Source organism: Sphingobacterium phlebotomi, from assembly GCF_008180195.1.
Classification (GTDB): domain Bacteria; phylum Bacteroidota; class Bacteroidia; order Sphingobacteriales; family Sphingobacteriaceae; genus Sphingobacterium; species Sphingobacterium phlebotomi.
Map to the genome: position 1 here is coordinate 179058 of NZ_VTAV01000005.1, position 22789 is coordinate 201846.

20 protein-coding genes and 1 riboswitch are annotated in these 22789 nt (G+C 43.8%); of the genes, 12 read left to right on the plus strand and 8 right to left on the minus strand.

What is annotated here, in order from left to right; genetic code table 11:
- Positions 1-20: 20 nt before the first annotated feature.
- Together FXV77_RS10155 and FXV77_RS10160 are read right to left on the minus strand one after the other, a co-directional pair.
- On the minus strand, positions 21-1571 hold the full coding sequence (locus tag FXV77_RS10155; protein WP_148919120.1) for an OmpP1/FadL family transporter: 1551 nt from the start codon (positions 1569-1571) through the stop codon (positions 21-23).
- 74 nt (positions 1572-1645) lie between these two features.
- Positions 1646-2791 (minus strand): hypothetical protein, encoded by a 1146-nt coding sequence (locus tag FXV77_RS10160; RefSeq protein WP_148919121.1) that lies wholly within the window; start codon positions 2789-2791, stop codon positions 1646-1648.
- 181 nt (positions 2792-2972) lie between these two features.
- Here FXV77_RS10160 and proS point away from each other — a divergent pair, with 181 nt between their 5' ends.
- Positions 2973-4445: a proline--tRNA ligase gene (gene proS / locus FXV77_RS10165; protein WP_148919122.1), complete on the plus strand. Its 1473-nt coding sequence runs from the start codon at positions 2973-2975 to the stop codon at positions 4443-4445.
- A gap of 24 nt (positions 4446-4469) precedes the next feature.
- Positions 4470-5381: an NAD(P)-dependent oxidoreductase gene (locus FXV77_RS10170; RefSeq protein ID WP_148919123.1), complete on the plus strand. Its 912-nt coding sequence runs from the start codon at positions 4470-4472 to the stop codon at positions 5379-5381.
- Here FXV77_RS10170 and FXV77_RS10175 read toward each other — a convergent pair.
- From FXV77_RS10175 to FXV77_RS10200, 6 genes are all read right to left on the minus strand, one after another.
- Positions 5368-6168: an aspartate dehydrogenase domain-containing protein gene (locus tag FXV77_RS10175; protein WP_148919124.1), complete on the minus strand. Its 801-nt coding sequence runs from the start codon at positions 6166-6168 to the stop codon at positions 5368-5370. The genes FXV77_RS10170 and FXV77_RS10175 overlap by 14 nt on opposite strands.
- Positions 6169-6233: 65 nt before the next feature.
- Positions 6234-7223, minus strand: coding sequence for an LLM class flavin-dependent oxidoreductase (locus FXV77_RS10180; RefSeq protein WP_148919125.1), 990 nt, complete (start codon positions 7221-7223; stop codon positions 6234-6236).
- A 51-nt stretch (positions 7224-7274) separates the two neighbouring features.
- A complete protein-coding gene (locus tag FXV77_RS10185) occupies positions 7275-9110 on the minus strand; it encodes a mechanosensitive ion channel domain-containing protein (protein ID WP_148919126.1) in 1836 nt (611 codons plus the stop codon).
- Positions 9111-9170: 60 nt separating this feature from the next.
- Positions 9171-10505, minus strand: coding sequence for an MATE family efflux transporter (locus FXV77_RS10190; RefSeq protein WP_148919127.1), 1335 nt, complete (start codon positions 10503-10505; stop codon positions 9171-9173).
- A 29-nt stretch (positions 10506-10534) separates the two neighbouring features.
- Positions 10535-10846: a hypothetical protein gene (locus FXV77_RS10195; RefSeq protein ID WP_148919128.1), complete on the minus strand. Its 312-nt coding sequence runs from the start codon at positions 10844-10846 to the stop codon at positions 10535-10537.
- 37 nt (positions 10847-10883) lie between these two features.
- Positions 10884-12092, minus strand: a complete 1209-nt coding sequence (locus FXV77_RS10200; RefSeq protein ID WP_148919129.1) for a multidrug effflux MFS transporter — start codon at positions 12090-12092, stop codon at positions 10884-10886.
- Between the two features lie 123 nt (positions 12093-12215).
- Here FXV77_RS10200 and FXV77_RS22340 point away from each other — a divergent pair, with 123 nt between their 5' ends.
- From FXV77_RS22340 to FXV77_RS10245, 10 genes are all read left to right on the plus strand, one after another.
- Complete coding sequence (locus FXV77_RS22340; protein WP_222867769.1) at positions 12216-12995, plus strand: hypothetical protein; 780 nt, start codon at positions 12216-12218, stop codon at positions 12993-12995.
- A 2-nt stretch (positions 12996-12997) separates the two neighbouring features.
- Entirely contained in the window at positions 12998-15580 is a 2583-nt protein-coding gene (locus FXV77_RS10205) for a DEAD/DEAH box helicase (protein WP_222867770.1), read from the plus strand.
- Position 15581: 1 nt separating this feature from the next.
- Positions 15582-15678: riboswitch (TPP riboswitch) on the plus strand.
- Positions 15679-15733: 55 nt separating this feature from the next.
- Entirely contained in the window at positions 15734-15952 is a 219-nt protein-coding gene (gene thiS, locus FXV77_RS10210) for a sulfur carrier protein ThiS (protein ID WP_246162401.1), read from the plus strand.
- Between the two features lie 26 nt (positions 15953-15978).
- Positions 15979-17793, plus strand: coding sequence for a phosphomethylpyrimidine synthase ThiC (thiC, locus tag FXV77_RS10215; RefSeq protein WP_148919130.1), 1815 nt, complete (start codon positions 15979-15981; stop codon positions 17791-17793).
- Positions 17790-18398, plus strand: coding sequence for a thiamine phosphate synthase (locus FXV77_RS10220; protein WP_148919131.1), 609 nt, complete (start codon positions 17790-17792; stop codon positions 18396-18398). The genes thiC and FXV77_RS10220 overlap by 4 nt, the downstream gene beginning before the upstream one ends.
- A complete protein-coding gene (gene thiE / locus FXV77_RS10225; protein WP_246162403.1) occupies positions 18385-19005 on the plus strand; it encodes a thiamine phosphate synthase in 621 nt (206 codons plus the stop codon). Before FXV77_RS10220 ends, thiE begins: the two co-directional genes overlap by 14 nt.
- Positions 19002-19772 carry a thiazole synthase gene (locus FXV77_RS10230; protein ID WP_148919132.1) on the plus strand — a complete coding sequence of 257 codons (771 nt, stop codon included), beginning with the start codon at positions 19002-19004 and terminating at the stop codon, positions 19770-19772. The genes thiE and FXV77_RS10230 overlap by 4 nt, the downstream gene beginning before the upstream one ends.
- Positions 19773-19784: 12 nt before the next feature.
- Positions 19785-20894, plus strand: coding sequence for a 2-iminoacetate synthase ThiH (gene thiH / locus FXV77_RS10235; RefSeq protein ID WP_148919133.1), 1110 nt, complete (start codon positions 19785-19787; stop codon positions 20892-20894).
- 9 nt (positions 20895-20903) lie between these two features.
- Entirely contained in the window at positions 20904-21614 is a 711-nt protein-coding gene (locus FXV77_RS10240; protein WP_148919134.1) for a HesA/MoeB/ThiF family protein, read from the plus strand.
- Between the two features lie 81 nt (positions 21615-21695).
- Complete coding sequence (locus tag FXV77_RS10245) at positions 21696-22784, plus strand: MBL fold metallo-hydrolase (RefSeq protein WP_148919219.1); 1089 nt, start codon at positions 21696-21698, stop codon at positions 22782-22784.
- Positions 22785-22789: the final 5 nt, after the last annotated feature.

The window sequence follows — 22789 nt, forward strand, 5'->3', positions numbered from 1 at the left end:
AAACTATATGCTTCCTATCATTAAAACTTAGCGCCTAGTGTCAACACCACATTTGTACGTTGGTGTTTGATGTCTGCAACTGGGCTCGTACTGTTCCAAAATTCTTCGTTAAGAAGATACGGACTTACTTTATAATCATTGATAAGATGTACAACCGCCAGATCAAGATAAAGGGTGTTTGTAAGTTTTGTACCCAATCCCAAACTACCACTATATTGTTTATTGTCTGCGTTCTTATAAGGATTTCCAAAATAGTTGAAACCAGCACGTCCACTGATGGTATTGGTAATTAAATATTCACCGCCTACGCGTAGATTAACGGTACCTTGATAAGCATCTTTAAAATCTTGATCCCAAAGCGCATCTTCTGATGAATTTGGTCCTCTGGTGTCCCGAATTTTAATACTACCAAAGTTAACATATTCGGCATCTGCTGAGATCAATCCGCGTCCGAAAAACTTAGACACGCCAAGGCCAAATTTCCAAGGGGTAACCAAACGGTAGGTAAAATCGTCCCTAAATTCGGTTTCGCCGAAATCAAACGCTTCTTCGGCATTCTCACTATCGTAATAATCGACACCAATATAACTTTCCGTATATTGATCTATGGTATACCAGGTAGGCGAGGTAATGGTGGCTCCGATGTTCCAATCGACCGTAGGTTTATAAATAGCACCAATTTTGAAATCTATTCCCGTTCCTTCCGAACGTTGGTAGTAATCGTCCAGCATCTCATAGTTCTTACCTAAGAAGGCATGATTTGGATGGGTTGGGTCGATAAAATTGGATCCGGGATTATCCGCGGCCACTGCCGCGGCATCTTTTGTCCAGCCATATTCGGAGAACTGGGCCGAATTTTCATGTAGAAAAGAACTGAAGCCAATATTACCACCAATATAAAAGACGTTATTGTAATTACCGCCAAAAGCCAAAGATGTTTTGAAACTATTGCCCGTTGTCAGTATGTCACTGATCTGATCTTTATTTCCCGACTCGTTGGTGATGGGGAAATAGCCTTTTTCGGTATCGGCAAAACCTTCAACGAGTTTCATACCTACTAAACTGTTCGCAAAAGCCTGATCTCCAAAATCAGCTATATCATCTGTATACGCGCTAACAATGGTATTGTTTGGGTTTATACCTTCGTAGCGTACATGGTTAGAAAATCTATTCGTGTTTTCATAGCTTATCCCAACATTGAAATTTTGCCATCCATAGTAACCTTCATTCTTCGGGAAGTGGAAAACGACCCCTGCATGGTCGACACCAAACCGACCTTTATTCTTGGTAACACTATTTCCAAAGTAATTGCCTTTGTTCGCGGCATTGTCATAATTGAACGTTACGGATATATCGGATTGCCCAAAAAAGCCTAAACCAGCGGGATTTCCGGTAATGGAACTGATATCGCCTCCCAATGCTGTTTTTGCATTTCCTAACCCCTTAAAACGGGCGGTACCACCGTTTGTCTCTTGCGAAAAAATCAATCCGTTACCAACAGATTGGCTATAAGCAGACATGCTTACGCCCGAAATTAATAAAGATGTGAAAATTATATTTTTTATACGCATAGTTTATTTTAAATAGTAGAGACGCAAAACCTTGCGTCTCTACATCATGTCAATTATATCGCTGTTAAAGAAAATTATCTTGTTCTTCCACCTCTGGAGCTACCTCCACCACCGCCAGAACTTCTGGATGCGCCACCTCCGCTAGACATGGAGCCACCTGAAGAGCCTCTTGAAGGCGAATATGAAGGCGTGCTTCGGGTAGTTGGTCTTGATGGTTGCGTTGTAGTAGGTCTAGAACGCTGCGTTGTCGGACGAGTAGTTGTCCTTGACGTGCCTGAACGCGATGTACTAGTGCCTGTTGTGGGGCGAGTTGTTGTTCTCGATCTGTTTCCTACTGCTTCTCTGTTGGATGCTGCTCCACGTGTACGGGTGCCGACACGTGAAGGGTTAGACGATCTGTTCGCAGGATTTCTTGTAACGTTGCCGTTCTCAGACCGAACACGACTTGTATTTCCGACAGCGGAACGCGTCGTTGTTGTACGTGTACCATTTGCTGTAGCACGAGTTGTCCGTCCAGTCACGATGCGACCGTTTCTATCCCGGGCGACACGTGTGGTATTACCTACGCGTGTATTGTATCCATTGCGGGAGGCAACACGGGTAGGTGCATTGCGTGGCCGTACACTATATCGGTTTCCACCGTAGTAACGGTTTCCACCATAATAATGATTGCCATATCCATACCCAGGATGTCCCCAAGCATTGTAGCCCCAACCGGCATAAGGGTATCCACCCCAGCCCCAATTACCGTATCCGTAATAAGGACTTCCCCATCCCCAGCCAAAACCAAAGGAGGGACGACCCCATCCGAATCCTAGAGACCAACCTCCTCCCCAGCCCCAGCTAGACCATCCGAGGCCAAAACCTCCTCCGTATCCATACCAAGGGTCAAACCAGGGGTGATAATAAGGCATACCTGGCGCACCGTAATAAAAACGATTGATGCGGTTAGCATATTCCAAATTATTGTCATATTCAAATCCTTCTACATATTCTTCATCAGAATACTCGTCAGCATAGTATTCATTTTGAGCGTATTGCTCTTCCTGTGCTTCTCCATCGGTATAATAATAATCCGGACTCAGATAATCTTGGGGAGCTTGGGATTGATTATTATACACATCGTCTCGGTGGGCTACCTGCCTACTTGTTGAACACGAGCTTAATGCAAAAATGGCTGCAAGTGTCAAACTACCGAATAATAATCTATTTTTTTTCATGATAACCTCTACTGTTAAACTTCGCTAATGCAGTCTTTATTTATTAACTTAGACCCGTTTTTTAGACTAGGGTTTAATCCTATGTCAAAAATATAAATAAAACTGGAGGACTACTTAAAGTTCTTATAATAATACGCATAAATTACAGTAATTGTTACAGAAATAATAATTGAAATAAATAATGGGAAAAGGTATAACAAGTCGTAGTGAAGATTACTCACAGTGGTACAACGACTTAGTCGTCAAGGCTGATTTGGCAGAACATTCTGCGGTTCGCGGTTGTATGGTTATCAAGCCTTACGGATACGCTATTTGGGAGCGTATGCAAGCTATATTAGACAAGAGATTTAAAGATACCGGGCATTCGAACGCTTATTTCCCACTGTTTATTCCCAAGTCCTTTTTTTCTAAAGAAGCGTCGCATGTGGAGGGATTTGCTACGGAATGCGCCGTGGTAACACACTATCGATTGAAAAATGATGGCGAAGGAAATATCGTGGTGGATGAAACGGCAAAATTGGAAGAAGAACTTATCGTACGGCCAACCTCGGAAACCATTATCTGGAATACCTATAAAGGATGGATTGAATCATACCGTGATTTACCCATTCTGGTAAACCAATGGGCCAATGTGGTACGATGGGAAATGCGCACCCGTTTATTTTTACGTACGGCGGAGTTTTTATGGCAGGAAGGACATACGGCACATGCCACACATGACGAAGCGGTTGAAGAGGCCGAACGCATGTTGGAGGTATATGCAGACTTTGCAGAACAGACGCTTGCTGTTCCTGTCATCCGAGGTGTAAAAACAGAAAACGAACGCTTTGCCGGGGCATTGGAAACGTATTGTATCGAAGCACTTATGCAAGATGGCAAAGCATTACAGGCTGGTACTTCGCACTTCTTGGGGCAAAATTTCGCGAAGGCATTTGATGTAAAGTTTACATCGAAAGAAGGAAAACTGGAACACGTTTGGGCGACTTCCTGGGGTGTCTCGACCCGCTTGATGGGCGCATTGATTATGGCACACTCTGATGATCAAGGCCTGGTGCTGCCACCGAAATTGGCACCGATTCAAGTGGTTATCGTACCTATTTACAAAACAGAGGAAGAGAAAGCGAATATCGATGGTTTTGTTCAGACGCTGACAAACGAATTGCAAGACATGGATATATCGGTAAAATATGACGACCGGGATACACAACGGCCTGGTTTTAAATTTGCAGAGTGGGAAATGAAAGGTGTGCCGCTGCGTGTTGCCGTTGGTGCGCGTGATCTGCAAAATGGTACCGTGGAGTTGGCACGACGGGATACGCAGACCAAAGAAACTGTATCTCAGGAAGGACTTGCTGTAACCATAGAAAACCTGTTGGGTATTATCCAGGAAAATATTTATCATAAGGCATTATCTTTCCGCAGCGAACACATTACAGAAGTGAATTCTTACGAAGAATTCAAAGATGTATTGGAAAGCAAGGGCGGTTTTATTTCCTGTCATTGGGATGGTACCGTAGAGACCGAAAAACGTGTAAAAGAGGAAACGAAAGCAACGATACGTTGTATCCCTTTGGATGCGAAGGAAGAAGCGGGCGTGTGTATTTTTACAGGTAAGCCGTCCGGTAAGCGTGTATTATTTGCAAAAGCATACTAGGGGTACGTAGATATATAAAAAAATATGTTTAAAAAAATAGTGGCGGTTGAGCCGCTAAACTTGATCCCATCGGCGGAACAGGCATTGTTCAATTATGCGGAGGAAGTTGTCTTTTATCCGGATAGTCCGCAATCTGCAGAAGAGATGGTGTTACGGATTGGTGATGCGGATGCTGTTTTGATCAGCTATATTTCCCGGCTGGGCGAAGATGCATTGGAAAAATGCCCTAACGTGCAATATATTGGTATGTGCTGCTCCTTGTACAATCCGGAAAGTGCCAATGTGGATATCCGGTATGCGAATTCCAGAGGTATCACGGTGCTAGGTGTTCGTGATTACGGAGATGAAGGGGTCGTAGAATATGTGGTGAGCGAATTGGTACACTGTTTCCACGGTTTTGGGACAGAGAACGATGGTACACCGCGTGCTCCTTGGGACGGTGCGCCTCGGGAAATTACCGGCACAAAAGTCGGGATCCTCGGCTTAGGCAAGTCCGGCGGGATGATAGCCGATGCACTCCGTTTCTTTGGTGCTGAAATTTCGTATTTCGCGCGTTCAGAAAAAGAAAATGCGAAGCAAAAAGGCTATCGGTATTTACCGGTTCGCGAATTGGTAGAAGAAAATGAAGTCATCATCACCTGCTTAAACCGTGGGGTAGTTTTGCTGCATGAGGAGGAGTTTGAGGCCATGGGCGATCGGAAGATTCTGTTTAATACCGGACTTTCGCCCGCTTGGGATGAGGAACCTTTTGAAAAATGGATTGCACGAGATAACCGCTGTTATTGCGATACCTTAATTGCTTTGGGAAATGAAAAATTTCTGACACACCCCAATGTAAACTGCATGCAGGTTTCCGTAGGCCGTACCCGCCAGGCGTTTGTACGCCTGAGCGAAAAAGTACTGGCCAATATCGAAAATTATCTTAAAACACAATAGGCGAAACAATATTTCGTAAAGTGTTTACAATGCTCCAACCCGCAATCTGGGCAGTAGTGCTATATACATCAACTACCGCATGGACTTGTTCGTTTTTGATCTCTATGCGGTGGTTATCCCCTACAAAGTCGGGCGTTGAGGTTATCGAGACACGCATGTTTTCAGGGCCTACGGATGCAATTGACGCGGCGACAGATACGTTGACGCTGGTCGGGAAAAGCGAAATCGCCTCGATGGCGTTTCCTTCGAATACCTTTTTTTTCTCGTGTTGTAAGGATTCTTGATAGAGCGCATATTTTCGAAGCGAGTTGGGGCTTTTTTCGGTTTGAAAAGAAGCTTCACAACTTCCCATCAATGAAACGGTCCGTAATACATCCAGTCCGCCGATAGCCCCAGAAGCAATATGTACTTTCGTACCATGTTCTTTAGCTGTTTTAGCGACCTCCTCATAAAATACTTGGTCTGCAAAAGCACCCATCGAGAGCGTCACGATGGAAGAGCTATTTTTTAAAGCATCCAACGCAAATTCCTTGAGGGCATTCGGCGAGGCCGTTTCGACAATATACGCGGGTTTAAACGCTAACACATCTTGAATCGACGCACAAGGTACGCAGGATGAGCTGGAATCCATGGCGTTTACTTTATCAGCAATGTGTTGTGCTTTTTCCTTGCTTCGGGAATAGGTAGCAACCAATTCGTACTCCGGCAGTAAATGGGCATTATACGCATCCGCAATAAGTGTGGCTAGTTTGCCACAACCGACGATAGCTAAAGTCTTTTTTTCCATGTTGTCCAACATACAGCTTTTTTCAAGCAAAGCAAAATCGTTTTTGCTTTGGGTTGCACGTATCCTTATATTAACGCTTCTTTAATGATACGAAACGACTCCAGACGCTTTTGATTGTCATAAACATAATTTGTCGTCATGATTTCATTGACCTGATAACGGTCGACAAAATCATAGACATCTTGTTTAATCGTTTCCTTATCTCCTGTGAAAGTGCATGCTGTCATACTGTGGACGGCGTTTTCGATTTCGGGGATGCCGTAGTATATTGGCTGTTCTGTGGGAGGAGACAAGGGACGGCGATGGTTGGTGATGATACCGGCAAACATATTATGTAAGCTTGTGGAAAGAAAGTCTGCTTCGTCCGTCGTTTCTGCGCCTATGATATTCACACAGGTGATAAAATAAGGCTCTTTCAGATGGTTGGAAGGTCTGAACTCCCTTCTGTAAATCTCCGCTGCCTGGGCGAGCATAGCCGGTGCAAAATGTGCAGCGAAAGCGTAAGGTAAGCCTAATTCAGCCGCTAGATGCGCAGAGTCTGTACTGGAACCTAAAATATAAATTGGCATCTCCAATCCTTCACCGGGGAAAGCACGTACTTTCTCTGATGGATCATCATTTTCAAAATATTGTTGGAGGGCCAGCACATCATCTTTGAAATAAAAGGCTGTATTTAGGTTGTTCCGACGAAGCGCCATCGCTGTTACTTGGTCAGTGCCTGGAGCACGACCCAATCCCAAATCGATCCTGCCAGGGTATAATGTTTCCAGCGTGCCAAATTGTTCGGCAATAACCAAAGGCGAGTGGTTGGGTAACATGATGCCTCCTGAACCAACCCGAATGTGGTTGGTCTTGCCCGCAATATTCCCGATCAAAACGGCTGTTGCCGAACTGGCAATATGCTCCATATTATGGTGTTCGGCAAACCATATCCGTTCATACCCTAATTTTTCTATGTGTTGTGCTGCTTCCACACTTCTAGCAATGGCCTGTTGGGCATTTTGCCCTTTGCAGACGGTTGCTAAATCCAAAGCCGAAAGTTTTATTTTTTTCATAGCACAAAATTACTGGCTTTGTTATGAAATATGGTAATCCCTGTGTAATACCTAGTCTTTGCGAACGTCTTTATCTTTCTTGAACGCCACGGGCATATCCAGCGCTGAGCCATCACGGACAGCCCGGAAATGCGGAGACAAAAGTTCAATGCCAGCCGTATGAAATACATCTAGAATATTCTTATGCAATTCAGAATAGATGGCTGCTTGTTTATGGGGGTTTCGCGTATACGCATTGATTTGATAGGTCACATAAAAATCGTCCAGACTTGTTTGCAGGATAAAAGGTGCGGGGGTCTTTTCCAATAAATCTACTTGTTCACATGCTTTTTTTGCCAGCTCGTGTACTTGCTGCCAGGGGATTTCATAAGCCATCGTGATATGTGTATACACAATCAAAGGATTTTGCTCTACATCCATACTGTAATTGATTGTATGGCTATTCATGACTTGCGAATTCGGAACGGAAATGACTTCATTCTTAATCGTACGAATACGGGTTACCAGCAAACTTTTCTCGATAATGTCACCCGAAACGTCGCCAATCTTTACGCGATCGCCGATAGAGAAGGAACGCATATAGGTCAACAGAAGACCGGCTATGATATTGCCCAATGCGCCTGCGGAGCTGAACGTGAAAAGGACGCCGATAAATACCGATACACCTTTGAATATAGGGGTGTCGGCGCCCGGAAAATAAGGAAAAATAATAATGAGCAAGAAAGCAAATAGCAATACGCGGACAATCTGATAGGTAGGGAGTGCCCACTCTTTATAAAAGCCAGGAAAGTTCAATACGCCATTGTGTATTTCCTGTGCAAAGAAGCGGAGCATTTTCAACAGATACCTGAAAATAATACAAATGACGAGGATCGTTATCAAATTCGGCAAGTAGTGAACCACGGCTTGAGCAACATCTTTAATGGGCTTGATGAAATAACCCAATAGAATAGGTGCATAACCCTCTGTCGTCGGAAACAGATTCAGCAATACAGGAAGTGCGAGATAAACAGACGTTAAGATAAGTATCCACTTCACGAAGTTAAGAAGTGTCCAGACGAACTTTATCTGCCGGTTAGCAGAGACTAGCTCATAGCCTTTTATACGGAAGCCTTGGAAAAGATTGCCTCGTAACAAGAGTAGTCTCTTTTTGACCCATTTTGTCATTTTGCCTATACCGATAATAATGAGGGCTACAACGAATATAATAATGACGGCGAAGACGATTCCCAATGCTATTTTTCGCAGGCTGGTATCCTCCCGATATTGGGCGATACTATTTTTTATACTGGTCAGATAAATATTTGCCAATTGCGCTGTTTGTAGATCAGCCCACATAGCGTCTTCATCGTTTATACTGATAATCATCTGATCTTGCCAAATCACAACCCAACTCGTTCCGTTATCTTCCAAACGTAGGGAGTCTATTTCGAACTTATAATTGTCGGCAAGCGACCGGATTCGGTTCTCGATGGCGGTAGCACGCTCTTGCGGCGTATAACTTCCAACATAGGTATAAACAGTAAATAAGGTATCCCTGAAAGGAATCACGGCTACCCCCTTATTTAATGTCCGTAATGAATCTACGGCCTGTTTTCTTTTTGCAAACAGGATCGAGTCCCGACTTCTTAGTACATTAATCTCCTGTAAGAGACGTTGTCGTTCATTGTCGCCCTGTGTTGCAACGGATACAAGCTGTTCCTCCAGTTTTTTCCGCTGAACAGAATCTTTTTTTTGTTGTTCGCGTATCTGCAGTAGATCATTTGCTTTGGATGAGATTCTATCTGTAGTATCGGAAAGTGTAATGGTGGTATCCTGGGCCCGTGAAAGCCCGATACTAGCTATACATATTGCGATAAATAAGAATAATAACCGAAAAGAGAACATATTTTTACTTTATACTATGCACTAAATATAATAAGATAACCTATAATATGAAAGATTTTGCTAATATGAAGGCATATTTGACATATCGCGCAATATTTTGGGATAATAAATGCCGAGCATAACTGCCCGGGCGACGACATAGATAATGAAACTAATCCATAAGCCCACATTACCATAGGGAGTTGTTAACAACAGGGCTACGCCAATGAAGATAAATAAGGCCAACAGCGTTGCGTTTCGCATTTCCATACTTTTTGTTACGCCGATGAAAACACCATCTAGTTGGAAAGCCGCGAACGAAAGCGCGATATAGATGGCGGCATATAGACTATGGGCGGAAGCAATAGCTTGAACTTGTATGTCTTTTGTGAGCAGCGGAATCAGCAAATCGCTCAACATATATATGCTCCCCGCGAGCATAAGCGCCGTGATGCCTGCCAAAACACTGGAATGGCGTACCTGTTCGATAAAATAGGGTTTATCCTTTGCTCCATAAGCTTTACCTGTCAGCATTTCGGCAACATGGGCATAGCCATCCAGAAAGAACGCAGAAAGCGATACAAATTGGAGCAGGACATGATTCGCAGCTAAAACTTGATCGCCAAAATCCGCTCCTTGATTGGCGAACCAAGCAAAACCACTAAGAAGGGCCAAAGTGCGAATCATGATGTCGCCATTTACTTTAAATAAGGCAATAAGTTTTTCCTTATCGAAGACACGAGATCGCAATTGCTGTAAACGGTGAGAAAGACCCTGTAGTTGCATTTTTTTGAGGAGGAGGTAAGAGGCGAAAAATAACGTAGACCATTCTGCTATGACGGTGCCGAACGCAATGCCGCGCACGCCAAGATCGTATCCCACAACAAAAAGCACGTTCAGTAAGATATTAAGCCCATTGAGAAATAACTGTACAAACAGCAAGTGCTTTGTCCAGCCCATACCGATAAAAGTGCCCAGTAAGGTAAAGGTAATTAAGGTGGCGGGGGCTCCCCAGATACGTATATAAAAATAGTCCCTCACAAGAACTTTAATCTCATCGCTCGCTTTCAGCAAGCTGATGGCAGTTTCACCAATGAGCGATTGGAGCAAAATGAGAAGTAAGCCGATTATAGCGCCTAGTAGCACCGCGCGAAACAATAAAGCATGCATTTCATCTGTATCATTCGCTCCGGCGGCTTGTGATACAAAACCAGTTGTACCCATGCGGAGAAAGCCGAAGCCCCAGTACACAAAATTAAAAATCAAGGAGGCCAAGGCAATGGCGCCCAAATCTACAGCAGCACCCGTTTGTCCGATAGCCGCAGTATCTGCCAATCCTAATAGGGGAACGGAAGCATTAGCCAGAATAACCGGAAGCGCAAGTTTGATAATGCGGATGTAGTTCTTATGGATCATAACCCGCCCAAACTTACATAATATCTTTCTTAATTAGATTCGTCTCTTGTATTGAATTCGTTAAATAAAGTAGTGAATTCTGCTTTTTGTCTATCTCCAACGGACGAATCAAAAGATAGCGTAACTTCGTAATCATTCAGCACACGTCCTTCTGGTAAGGCGCCGGTTATATGATCCATATGGTCTTCAATCGTTTCCCTTATCTCATTTTTGTCCGTTATCGACTCCTCTTCCATAGCAATTACTTCTCCGTTTTCTGTCTGGTCGTTCAACGTCCACTTTAGTCGTTTAAATTGCGTTTGATAAAACGATGTAACATCAATATCTAGTGTACTTTTCATATCTAGAGAACAAAAACTGACAGAAATAGTTTCTTTTTTACGAAGTACTGTGCTTACGTTTGTCAACAAAGAAATATATTAGATAAGCAATTGTCGCGCTGGCACACATAACAGCGACCATCGGCAACATGGAGCCATCGTGGAAATAACTGACAGAAGCGGAGGTCAGTGCACCCAACGCCATTTGGATACAACCCAAAAGTGCCGATGCAATACCCGCAAGTCTTCCGAAAGGAGCTAAAGCTAAAGCGGAGGTGTTCGGAAAGATAAATCCTTGGCTACAAAGGAAGAGGCATATGAGGCCAAGCAGTATATAGAGATTCATTCCGCCGGCTAGGGTGATCAGTACAAGCAATATACCCGTAGACGCTTGGAGAAAGCTTGCTTTTTTGGAAATTCCTTCGCTATCCCATCTATTGAGTAAAACACGATTAAGCTGTGTCGCCATAATCAAGGAGGAGGCTACTAATGCAAATGCTCCTCCATACTCGGCCTCGGACAAACCAAATAAACGCTGGAGTACAAACGGCGAGCCAGATAGGTATGCATACAGCCCGCTCGACGCAAAGCCACCAACAGCAGCGTATAAAAGAAATGTGGGGTTTCGAAAAACGCTCCAGAAGTCCGCTATAATATCCCGAGGTCGTAATGACATTTCCTTATTGCCCTGGTAGGTCTCCGGTAAGATAAAAATGACACTTAACAAGATTAAAAGGGCGAGTATGGCTAGTATGACAAAAATGATATGCCAATCAAAGTTGGTCAATACAAAAGCTCCCACGCTTGGTGCCACAATAGGAGAAATACCAATCACCAACATGAGCATGCTGAACACCTTGGCGGCTTCCCGCGGTTCAAAAATATCCCTTACCATCGCCCGACTGGCTACCATACCCGAACAACTACCCAGGGCTTGCAGAAATCGCAAGAAAATAAGATGGTTAGGCTCCTTCGTATAAGCGCATAATATAGATGCGCCGATATAAATCACCAGACCGATAAGAAGAGGTTTTTTCCGGCCAAATTTGTCCAACAGCGGACCATAAATAAGTTGACCGAAAGCAATTCCGATGAAGAAGGAGGTCAGCGAAAGCTGTATATGTTCAATAGTTGTTTCGAAATTTAAGGCAATAGTTTCGAAAGCGGGGAGATACATATCTATCGAAAATGGACCGATAGCAGCTAGTAGACCCAATGTTAATAATATTGCAAAACGCTTTTTTCGGGAAACGGCATTAATATTCATGTGTGGAATGTCTCTTTGTCGTGGGATAATGTCGGCACAAAATTAAGATATTATATGGGATAAACTACCTGCTATTTTCTGAAAATTTGGTAACTTATTTAAAATATAGTTCATTTGCATTTCATGACGGAATTACCAAAAGAGTATACATTAGCTAATACAAACATAGAAAGCCTTTCGGTGTTTGAGTTGCTGAAACATACAGCAAGTGGAGATTTTATGGGGAAGCGAGATTTTCAACATATTTCCGCTATTTCATTAGCATTGAATGCTGGTGTATTCACGAAAATAAATGTGGTGGGATTTCCGAATGTGGCGGTGACCCAGGTGGATAATGCCATTATATCTTCCTGTTCTTGTGGGTACACTGCTGGTACGTTGTGTCCACATCAAGCCGAAATCATCCATGGTATTCTGGAACGACAGGACTACCGTATTTTTTTTGATAAGATGCTTCGGCATAAAACATTGCTGGCGCACGCGAAATCCTACGGTTTGGAAAATGAACCTCATTTGGACAGCTATTTCCAGTTGAGCCATCAAGAAGGAAAACTTCGCGTTGAAACAAGGATCAAAGAATTGCTCCCTATGGATAAACAGCTTTTCAGAAAAGATCTGCTGCCTAAACAACAATCCATTTTAAAAGATTTGAATGCAAAGGATATCGGTAAAAAACAGATATTGGTGATCGGTAGACATCGCTATTACCAACAATTGAATTTCTTGTTGATGGAAGCGGCTATAACACAATCCGGCAAAATCAAGAACCCGATAGCGAATGTAGAGCCGATAAAGCTCGTCTGGAAAGCGGAGATCCGCAGGAAATCAAATTCTACACCGCCCTTACGACTTTTCAACAGACCTATAGTGAAGATCATACAGAAGCAGAACGGGAAGCATTAAAGTTGATTGTTGCGAATCCACTAGACTTGGAGGTTTACTATCACGATCGAGATATTTCAGAAACGGTTACAGCAAAGTCATTGTTGCCTGTTGAATTAGCAGTGCTAAAAGCGGAGATACGGTTGCGGGTATTTAAAAAAGAACCATTTTACGAGATCACGGGCGAATTACAATTTAACGATACGTCACTTCCATTTAAGCATACTGGTATTCGGCATGATTATTTCGTTTACCATCAACAGGTTTTCTATTTCGTGGACCGTCCGGATATGCTTCGGGTGATCAAATTCTTCAAATCGAATAACGAGATTTTGCTGGTGCATGCTTCGAAATATAATGAATTCTTTCAAACGGTACTGGCACCATTAGAGGAGTTGCTACATATCGATTATAGCTATGTACGCGTTGCTACTCCGGTACAATTGGCAGAAAAAAACTTTGAAACCGAACCCATTATATACTTACACCAAGAAGGCAACTATATATCCATAACACCGGTAATGAAATACGGTGCTATCGAGATTCCGGTTTATTCCCAGAAACAACTGTTAGATACGGACCAGAATGGAAACGAATTCAAAATCGAACGGGATAAAGAAGCGGAAGAACGTCTTACGTCAGTTGTGATGCAACAACACGCAGATTTTCGGGAACAAATGCAAGGACATGAATATTTCTATTTGCACAAAGATCAGTTTTTGGATGAAGATTGGTTTCTGGAAGTCTTTGAGGTATGGCGGACAAAAGGAATTACCATATTGGGTTTCCATGAGCTTAAAAGTAATAAGCTAAATCCACACCGGGCGAAGATAAGTATCGAGGTGATCAGTGGTGTGGATTGGTTTAACGCCAAATTGAAAGTGCGTTTTGGGAAAAATAACGCCAGCTTAAAGCAGGTGTACCGAGCCATTCGGAACAAAAGCAAATTTGTGCAGCTGGATGATGGCACACAGGGGATATTGCCCGAGGAATGGATAACCAAAATTTCCCGTTATTTTCAAATAGGCGAAATCGACAAGGAATTGCTGAAAATTCCAAAAATAAACTTTTCCGAGGTAACAAAGTTATTTGAAAAAGACGTCTTGAGCGCGGAAGTACAAACCGAAATCCTCGCTTATCAAACACAATTCGCAGAACATAAAAGCTTTTCAGCGGTTTCGGTGCCCACCACGTTACAGGCGCAGCTGCGGGACTATCAACGGGAAGGATTGAAATGGCTAAACTTTTTGGATAGCTTTAATTTTGGGGGATGCCTTGCAGATGATATGGGGTTAGGAAAAACCTTGCAAATTATTGCCTTTATCTTAACGCAACGGGAAAAATATGGACATACAACGAATCTGGTTATTGTGCCGACCTCTTTGTTATTCAACTGGCAGGAAGAATTATCTAAATTTGCACCGTCCGTAAAAATATTATTGCATTACGGAGCGGAAAGGGGTAAAGGTGTTGAGGAGATGGACCAATATGAAGTGGTGTTGACCAGTTACGGTATGTTACTGTCAGATATCCGTTTTCTGAAAACGTTCCGTTTTAACTATATCTTTCTGGATGAATCGCAAGCTATCAAGAATCCAAGTTCTGAACGATACAAAGCTGCCCGGCTGTTGCAGTCACGCAATAGAATTGTATTGACAGGAACACCTATGGAGAATAATACATTCGATCTTTACGGACAGTTGTCGTTTGCCTGTCCGGGATTGCTGGGTAGCAAGCAATATTTTAGAGATACATACGCCATCCCGATTGATAAATTTGAATACAGCAAACGTGCTATAGAACTTCAAGAGAAGGTTAGACCATTTATACTACGCCGGACAAAAAAGCAAGTTGCAAAAGAATTGCCCGAAAAAACGGAAATGATCATTTATTGCGAAATGAATGCGGAGCAACGCCGGATTTATGACGCTTATGAAAGAGAGTTACGGGAATTTATATCGGCGACTGATGAATCCGAAATTCATAAAAACAGTGTGCATGTATTGACGGGGTTAACCAAACTCCGCCAGATTTGTAACTCGCCTGTGTTGCTTAAAGAAGGTCATTCTGGTGATAACGCGATCAAAATTGAAGTGCTGACGGCACAAATCGAAAGCCAATCCAAAGAACATAAAATTCTGATTTTTTCGCAGTTTGTAGCGATGCTGGACCTGATTAAAGTTGAACTGGAGCGTAAAGGTATTCCGTTTGTGTACTTGACTGGACAGACGAAAGATAGAGGAACTCCGGTGAAGCATTTCCAAACAGACGAGCATGTCCGTGTATTTCTAATTAGTTTGAAAGCGGGTGGGGTGGGGCTCAACCTCACCGAAGCGGATTATGTTTATCTTGTTGATCCTTGGTGGAATCCCGCAGTAGAAAATCAGGCGATAGACCGTAGCCATCGTATCGGTCAGCAGAAAAATGTAGTGGCCGTTCGGCTCATCTGTTCGGACACGGTCGAAGAAAAAATCATGTATCTGCAAAAGAAAAAGAATAAGCTGGCGCAAGCGTTGATTAAGACCGATAAATCTTATTTAGATGGTCTATCCAAGCAGGACTTGTTGGAAGTTTTAGGTTTTATTCCAAAAAAAGTATTATCTTAGTGCCACACTTTAGGGGTGTCTGCGTTTAGCAGACTGAGATTTTACCCTTTGAACCTGATCCGGATCATACTGGCGTAGGGAAAAGTAAGATGTCTTCACTGATGCATTCCGCATTGTCGTAGCCATTCCTAAAGTTTTATTTATTAGAATAAAATGTCAACAGGAATGGAACTTATCATCAATCACCAACGAAAGTTTTTTGGAGAGGCTCCGGCTTCATTGGAGGAGTTAATGCAATTGGAAGCTCCGGGGAAATCCAAAGGTATTGCCGTAGCCGTTAATAACCAAGTTGTGCCCAAAACACAATGGCCCTCTACTGTATTACGAGACAGGGATTTCATTCTCATCATCACGGCCACACAAGGTGGTTAATTCCGTCATCTATCAATCAGCATATTATGATCAAGCAAACAATCACACACAAGCCGTTTCCGAATTCCAAAAAGGTCTACGTCGAAGGGAAGCTCTTCCCGATTAAGGTTGCCATGCGCGAGATTGCGCAACATCCAACGAGATTAAGTACAGGAGGGTTGGAAATTAATCCGCCAATAACCGTGTACGACACTTCCGGTCCCTATACAGACGAACATGCAGCAATAGATGTCCGTAAAGGTCTTGCCAGGATTCGTGAGCAATGGATATTGGACAGGGGAGATGTACAAGTGTTGGACAATATCAGTTCCGAATATGGGAAAGAGCGTTTGAAAGACCAAAGCTTGGACGAATTACGTTTCGAATATAGCCATAAACCGAAGGTTGCTAAAGAAGGATATAATGTAACGCAGCTACATTATGCTAAAAAAGGGATGATTACTCCCGAAATGGAGTATATCGCTATTCGGGAAAACCAGCGTATAGAGCAGCTGGAAGCAGCAACAACCGCTATGCGTCAACAACATGATGGACATAGTTTTGGTGCCCGCACGCCGAAACAGAAAATCACACCGGAATTTGTACGCGATGAGATCGCAGCAGGAAGAGCCATTATTCCCAATAATATCAATCACCCCGAAAGTGAACCCATGATCATCGGGCGCAATTTTTTGGTGAAGATAAATGCCAATATCGGCAACAGTGCGGTTTCGTCAAGTATCGAAGAAGAGGTGGAAAAAGCCGTATGGGCTTGTCGATGGGGAGCCGATACGATTATGGACCTGTCCACCGGAAAAAATATACACGAAACCAGGGAGTGGATTATCCGCAATTCGCCGGTGCCGATCGGAACCGTACCGATTTATCAAGCGTTGGAGAAAGTAAAAGGCATTGCCGAAGATTTAACTTGGGAAATATTCAGGGATACGTTAATAGAGCAGGCGGAACAGGGCGTGTCCTATTTTACGATCCATGCTGGTGTCCTGTTGCGGTATATCCATTTGACGGCAGAACGTGTGACGGGTATTGTTTCCCGCGGGGGATCTATCATGGCAAAATGGTGCCTGTTTCATCATAAAGAGAACTTTTTATATACCCATTTCGAAGAAATCTGCGAGATCATGAAACGCTATGATGTGGCCTTTTCGCTAGGGGATGGCTTACGCCCAGGCGCCATTGCGGATGCCAACGATGCGGCCCAGTTTGCCGAACTGGAAACGTTGGGAGAGTTGACTAAGATTGCGTGGAAACACGATGTGCAGGTGATGATCGAAGGGCCAGGGCATGTACCGATGCACATGATTAAGGAGAATATGGATAAACAGCTGGCGGAGTGCGATGAAGCGCCTTTTTATACGCTAGGTCCATTGACTACGGATATTGCTCCGGGATACGATCATATTACGTCCGCTATTGGGGCGGCTATGATCGGCTGGTATGGTTGTGCGATGTTATGTTACGTGACGCCGAAGGAACATCTGGGGCTACCCAATAAAAAAGATGTGAAAGATGGTGTGATTACCTACAAACTGGCAGCCCATGCAGCTGATTTGGCGAAAGGACACCCGGGAGCACAGTATCGGGATAATGCATTGAGCAAGGCGAGGTTTGAGTTCCGCTGGGAAGACCAGTTCAATTTATCGCTGGATCCCGATACAGCACGCGAATTCCACGATGAGACCCTCCCCGCAGATGGCGCCAAGGTAGCGCATTTCTGTTCGATGTGTGGTCCCAAATTCTGTTCGATGAAAATCACACAAGAGATAAGGGATGTGGCCAGAGAGGGAATGGCAGAGAAATCGAAAGAATTTGTGGAACAAGGGAAGGAAATCTACCTATGATGATGTTGCTATCGCCGGAACAGCCCGTAGCGCATGAATCAGCAGTTGTCAATACGATCTTCGACAGAGGTCTGTCACTGTTCCATATTCGGAAATATCAGCTTACCGATGTGGAGATGGCGGCCTATGTGGACGCTATTGATCCTGACTATCGTAAACAGGTGGTGTTGCATTCGCATTTTCACTTAGCAAACGAACTGGGGATTGAGCGCTTGCATGTACGGGAAGAAGACCGTAAGCAGAACAGACAAGAAGCATTTATGACGGGGTTTACGTTATCCACTTCGGTTCATACGATAGCCATTTTTAATACCCTGACAGCCATATGGGATTACGCTTTCTTATCTCCGGTTTTTTCCAGTATCTCGAAAAAAGGATATGGTATGACCCATACCGTTTTGGACGAGTTGCATCTGCGGTGTAATCCACATGTGCAACTCGTCGGATTAGGCGGTATAGACGAACAAAACTATACCCAGGTTTTTACCGCAGGAGCAGATGCCATAGCCTTATTGGGTGCTGTTTGGAACAGTCCGCAGCCGGTACAGGTATTTGACACTATAAATAAAGACATCCATACGAAGATTCATCATGATACGAAGTAAACTACAATATATATCACAAGGAACTACGGCCAAAGAACAAGCATATAATATTCTGCAAGCTTTGGATCACGGAGCGGATTGGATTCAGCTGCGCTGGAAAACGGCTACCGATGAAGAGCGCGTAAAGCTCGCCGAGCAGGTAAGACAACGATGTCAGGATTATCAAGCAACCTACATCATTAATGATAGCATTGCTATCGCCAAACGGGTAGATGCCGATGGTGTGCATTTGGGATTGGACGACGAGGGAATTGAAAAGGCACGGGATGTTTTGGGTAAGGGAAAGATTATCGGCGGTACAGCCAATACGATAGCAGATGTTACAAAAAGAATCGACGAGGGGTGTAACTATATCGGCTTAGGACCATATCGAACGACGAACACCAAGGAGAAACTGAGCCCGATATTGGGAATTGAAGGTTATCGGAAGATCATCCTTCACTTAAAAGAGCATCATATCGATTTTCCACCCATCTATGCCATCGGAGGGATTGACCTTACCGATATCCGATCCTTGTTGGAAGAAGGAATTTATGGTGTCGCTATATCCAAGGCTATAACCGATACGCCTATACTTGTTTCTGATTTTAAAAAACTATTACGATGAATACATTAACTATAGCAGATAAAACGTTTAACTCTAGGCTTTTTTTAGGAACAGGGAAATTTGGCAGATTAGTTGAGATGACAGAAGCCGTCCGCGGTTCCGGATCGGAATTGGTAACTATGGCTTTGAAACGCGTGGATTTACAATCGGATTCGGATGATTTGCTACGGGCGTTACAAATTCCCGACGTCAATCTATTACCGAATACTTCAGGTGCGCGAAATGCCGAAGAGGCTGTTTTAGCGGCGCAACTGGCTCGAGAGGCGTTGGAGACCAACTGGGTGAAATTGGAGATTCACCCCGATCCAAGATACTTGCTACCTGATCCGATAGAGACGCTCAGGGCTACCGAACTATTGGCAAAAGATGGTTTTGTTGTGATGCCTTATATTCATGCCGATCCTGTCTTGTGCAAAAGATTAGAAGATGCGGGTACAGCCGTGGTGATGCCGCTGGGTGCTCCGATTGGTAGTAACAAAGGTCTGTTGACCTTAGATTTTCTGGAAATCATTATGGAGCAAAGTAACGTTCCTGTAGTTGTCGATGCCGGTATCGGTGCGCCTTCGGACGCGGCGAAAGCAATGGAAATCGGCGCAGATGCGGTCTTGGTCAATACCGCTATTGCCGTCGCAAAGGATCCGTCAGCGATGGCCGTGGCGTTTAAAGAAGCGGTCATTGCTGGCCGCAGGGCTTACGAAGCCGGTTTGGCTACGAGGCATTCGGTTGCCGTGGCATCAAGCCCTTTGACGGATTTTTTGCTGGATTAAATAACGAAGAAAATGCAATCATTTGAAAAAACATTTCATCAATATAGCTGGACTTCCGTTCTCGACAGCATCTATAGTGCTCGTAAAACGGATGTACAACGGAGTCTTCATAAGACCAAAAAAACAATAGATGATTTTCTGGTGCTGTTATCGCCCGCGGCGAGCGACTCGTTAGAAGAGATGGCACAGCTCACGCAACAACTTACCCAAAAGAGATTTGGAAAAACTATACAGCTGTATGCGCCGCTGTATCTTAGCAATGAATGTCAGAATATCTGTACGTATTGCGGTTTTAGCATGGATAACCAAATCAAACGCAGAACCTTGAGCAGTATCGAGATTATGCAAGAGGCCGCTGCGCTGAAAGCCATGGGTGTAAATCATGTCCTCTTAGTCAGCGGCGAAGCCAATAAAACAGTGGGTATAGATTATTTTCTCAAGGCGATAAAGCTGTTACGTCCCCATTTTGCACATATCTCCATTGAAGTGCAACCGTTATCGCGAGAGGAGTATGAAGCCGTGCATCAAGCGGGCGTGCACGCCGTATTGGTGTATCAGGAAACCTACCATGAAGAGGTGTATAAGCGCTATCACCCAAAAGGGAAAAAATCAAACTTCGCGTTCCGCTTGGATACACCCGATAGGATAGGGCAGGCGGGATTACATAAAATAGGTCTGGGCGTTTTGTTGGGTTTAGAAGATTGGCGGGTAGACAGTTTCTTCAATGCACTGCATATCGATTATCTGCAAAAAACGTATTGGCAAACGAAATATTCCGTTTCCTTTCCGCGTCTGCGGCCAGCCGAAGGTATTATAGAACCCAACTTTATCATGGAAGATCGGGATTTGCTGCAGCTGATCTGTGCCTATAGGATCTGGAACGCAGATTTGGAGATTTCCATTTCGACCCGGGAGAATGAGAGGTTTAGAAACCATATCATTTCGCTGGGTGCTACGACAATGAGTGCGGCATCGAAAACCAATCCGGGAGGATATGTGGTGGATCTGCAATCTTTGGAACAGTTCGAAACCAGTGACGAGCGTAGCATGGACGAAGTACGAAAGGTTATTTATCAAGCAGGATATGAGCCCGTTATGAAAGATTGGGATAATTATTGGTAATAAAAAAAGATGCAGACAAACGACGTATTTAAGCGCTATAGCAGACAGATATTTATGGAAGAGATAGGTGTAGATGGGCAACGGAAGATCGGCAATGCCAAGGTCCTCGTGGTCGGCGCAGGCGGATTGGGCAGTCCGGTCATACAGTATTTAGCGGCTGCCGGCATAGGAACGCTGGCGGTTGTTGACTTTGACGAAGTGGAAATACATAACCTCAACAGGCAGGTTATTCATCGCGAAAGTACGGTTGGAAAATCCAAGACGGAGAGCGCTGCTGGTTTTATAAGGGATTTTAATAGCCATATCACTTTCGTCCCTATCTGTCAAAAAATAGACGCCGAAAATGTACAGGATGTCATCCGTGATTACGATATTGTGGTAGATGGTTCTGATAATTTTACAACACGCTATATCGTGAATGATGCCTGTGTAGTTTTAAATAAACCACTCGTTTATGGCAGCATTTTCGCTTTTGAAGGACAGGTAGCTGTTTTTAACTTTCAGGGGAGTAAAAATCTCCGGGATCTGTTTCCGGAGGCTCCCAATCCAGAAGATGTGCCTAATTGTGATCGGCACGGCGTGTTAGGCCCGCTACCGGGAATTGTGGGTACAATGATGGCCATGCAGGTACTTAAAATGATTACGGGCTTATCCATAGTAACCAACCAGCTTACTATTATCGATACATTAGACTGGCAGTTTATGACAATCACATTTTGATGTCTTCGAATTATGACTTTTAGATGATGTGTATTCCCGCTAATTTTGGCTGCATCAATGAAAAAGTTTTTAATTCGAAGTATGCAGATTCTACTTGTCCTCATTATACTAATCGTTATCGGTGGACTTATATACCTGCGACATGATCGCTTCGGTGCAAATGCTACCGGGGATCGTCTTGCGCTGATGGAAAGCAAGCCTAATTATCAAAACGGCGCGTTTGATAACCTAGAACCTACGCCGGCACTAGCAGAAGGAGTTACTTATCGAGATATTATCAGAGCATTCTTCTTTACCAAAAAAGTGCGCAATGTACCGCAGGATTCCATACCTGTCGTCAAAACTGACTTGCACACCCTTCCTGCGGACAGTAACCTTTACGTATGGTTTGGGCATTCCTCGTATTTTATCCAACTGGATGGAAAGAAAATTTTAATAGACCCTGTATTCAGCAAATACGCTACACCTATACGTATTAATGTGCGTGCCTTCAATAGCACGTATAACTACACGGTTCAGGATATGCCGGAAATAGATATACTTTTTATTACACATGATCATTGGGATCATTTGGATTACAATACGTTTATGAAGCTTAAGCATAAAGTTAAACATATCGTCACTGGTCTAGGGGTAGGTGCCCATTTGGAAAAATGGGGATACCCGGCCAATCAGATTACGGAATTATATTGGGGAGATAGCGTTGAACTTGAAGGTATGCAGATTACGTCCACTACAGCAAGACACTTTTCAGGTCGTACGTTTAAAAGGAATACGACACTTTGGTCATCGTTCATCCTGAATGGATCTAAAAAATTATTCTTGGGTGGAGATAGTGGTTATGGTAAGCATTTTAAAAATATTGGGCAGCAATATGGACCATTCGACTTTGCGATTTTGGAAAATGGGCAGTACAATGAGATGTGGCATAATATCCACATGATGCCCGAAGAGGTCGTCACAGCAACACAGGAACTACAAGCGGCTTATGTGATTCCTGTCCATTCTTCTAAATTTCCGCTTGCGAACCACCCTTGGGATGAACCGCTGATCAGGATTACCAAAGCGGCGCAGGAAAGCGACGTTGATGTCATTACTCCTCAGATAGGGCAGGTGGTTTATATGGACAGTATTGCATCGAATAGCGCTTGGTGGGAGGGGATTCGGTAACCTTG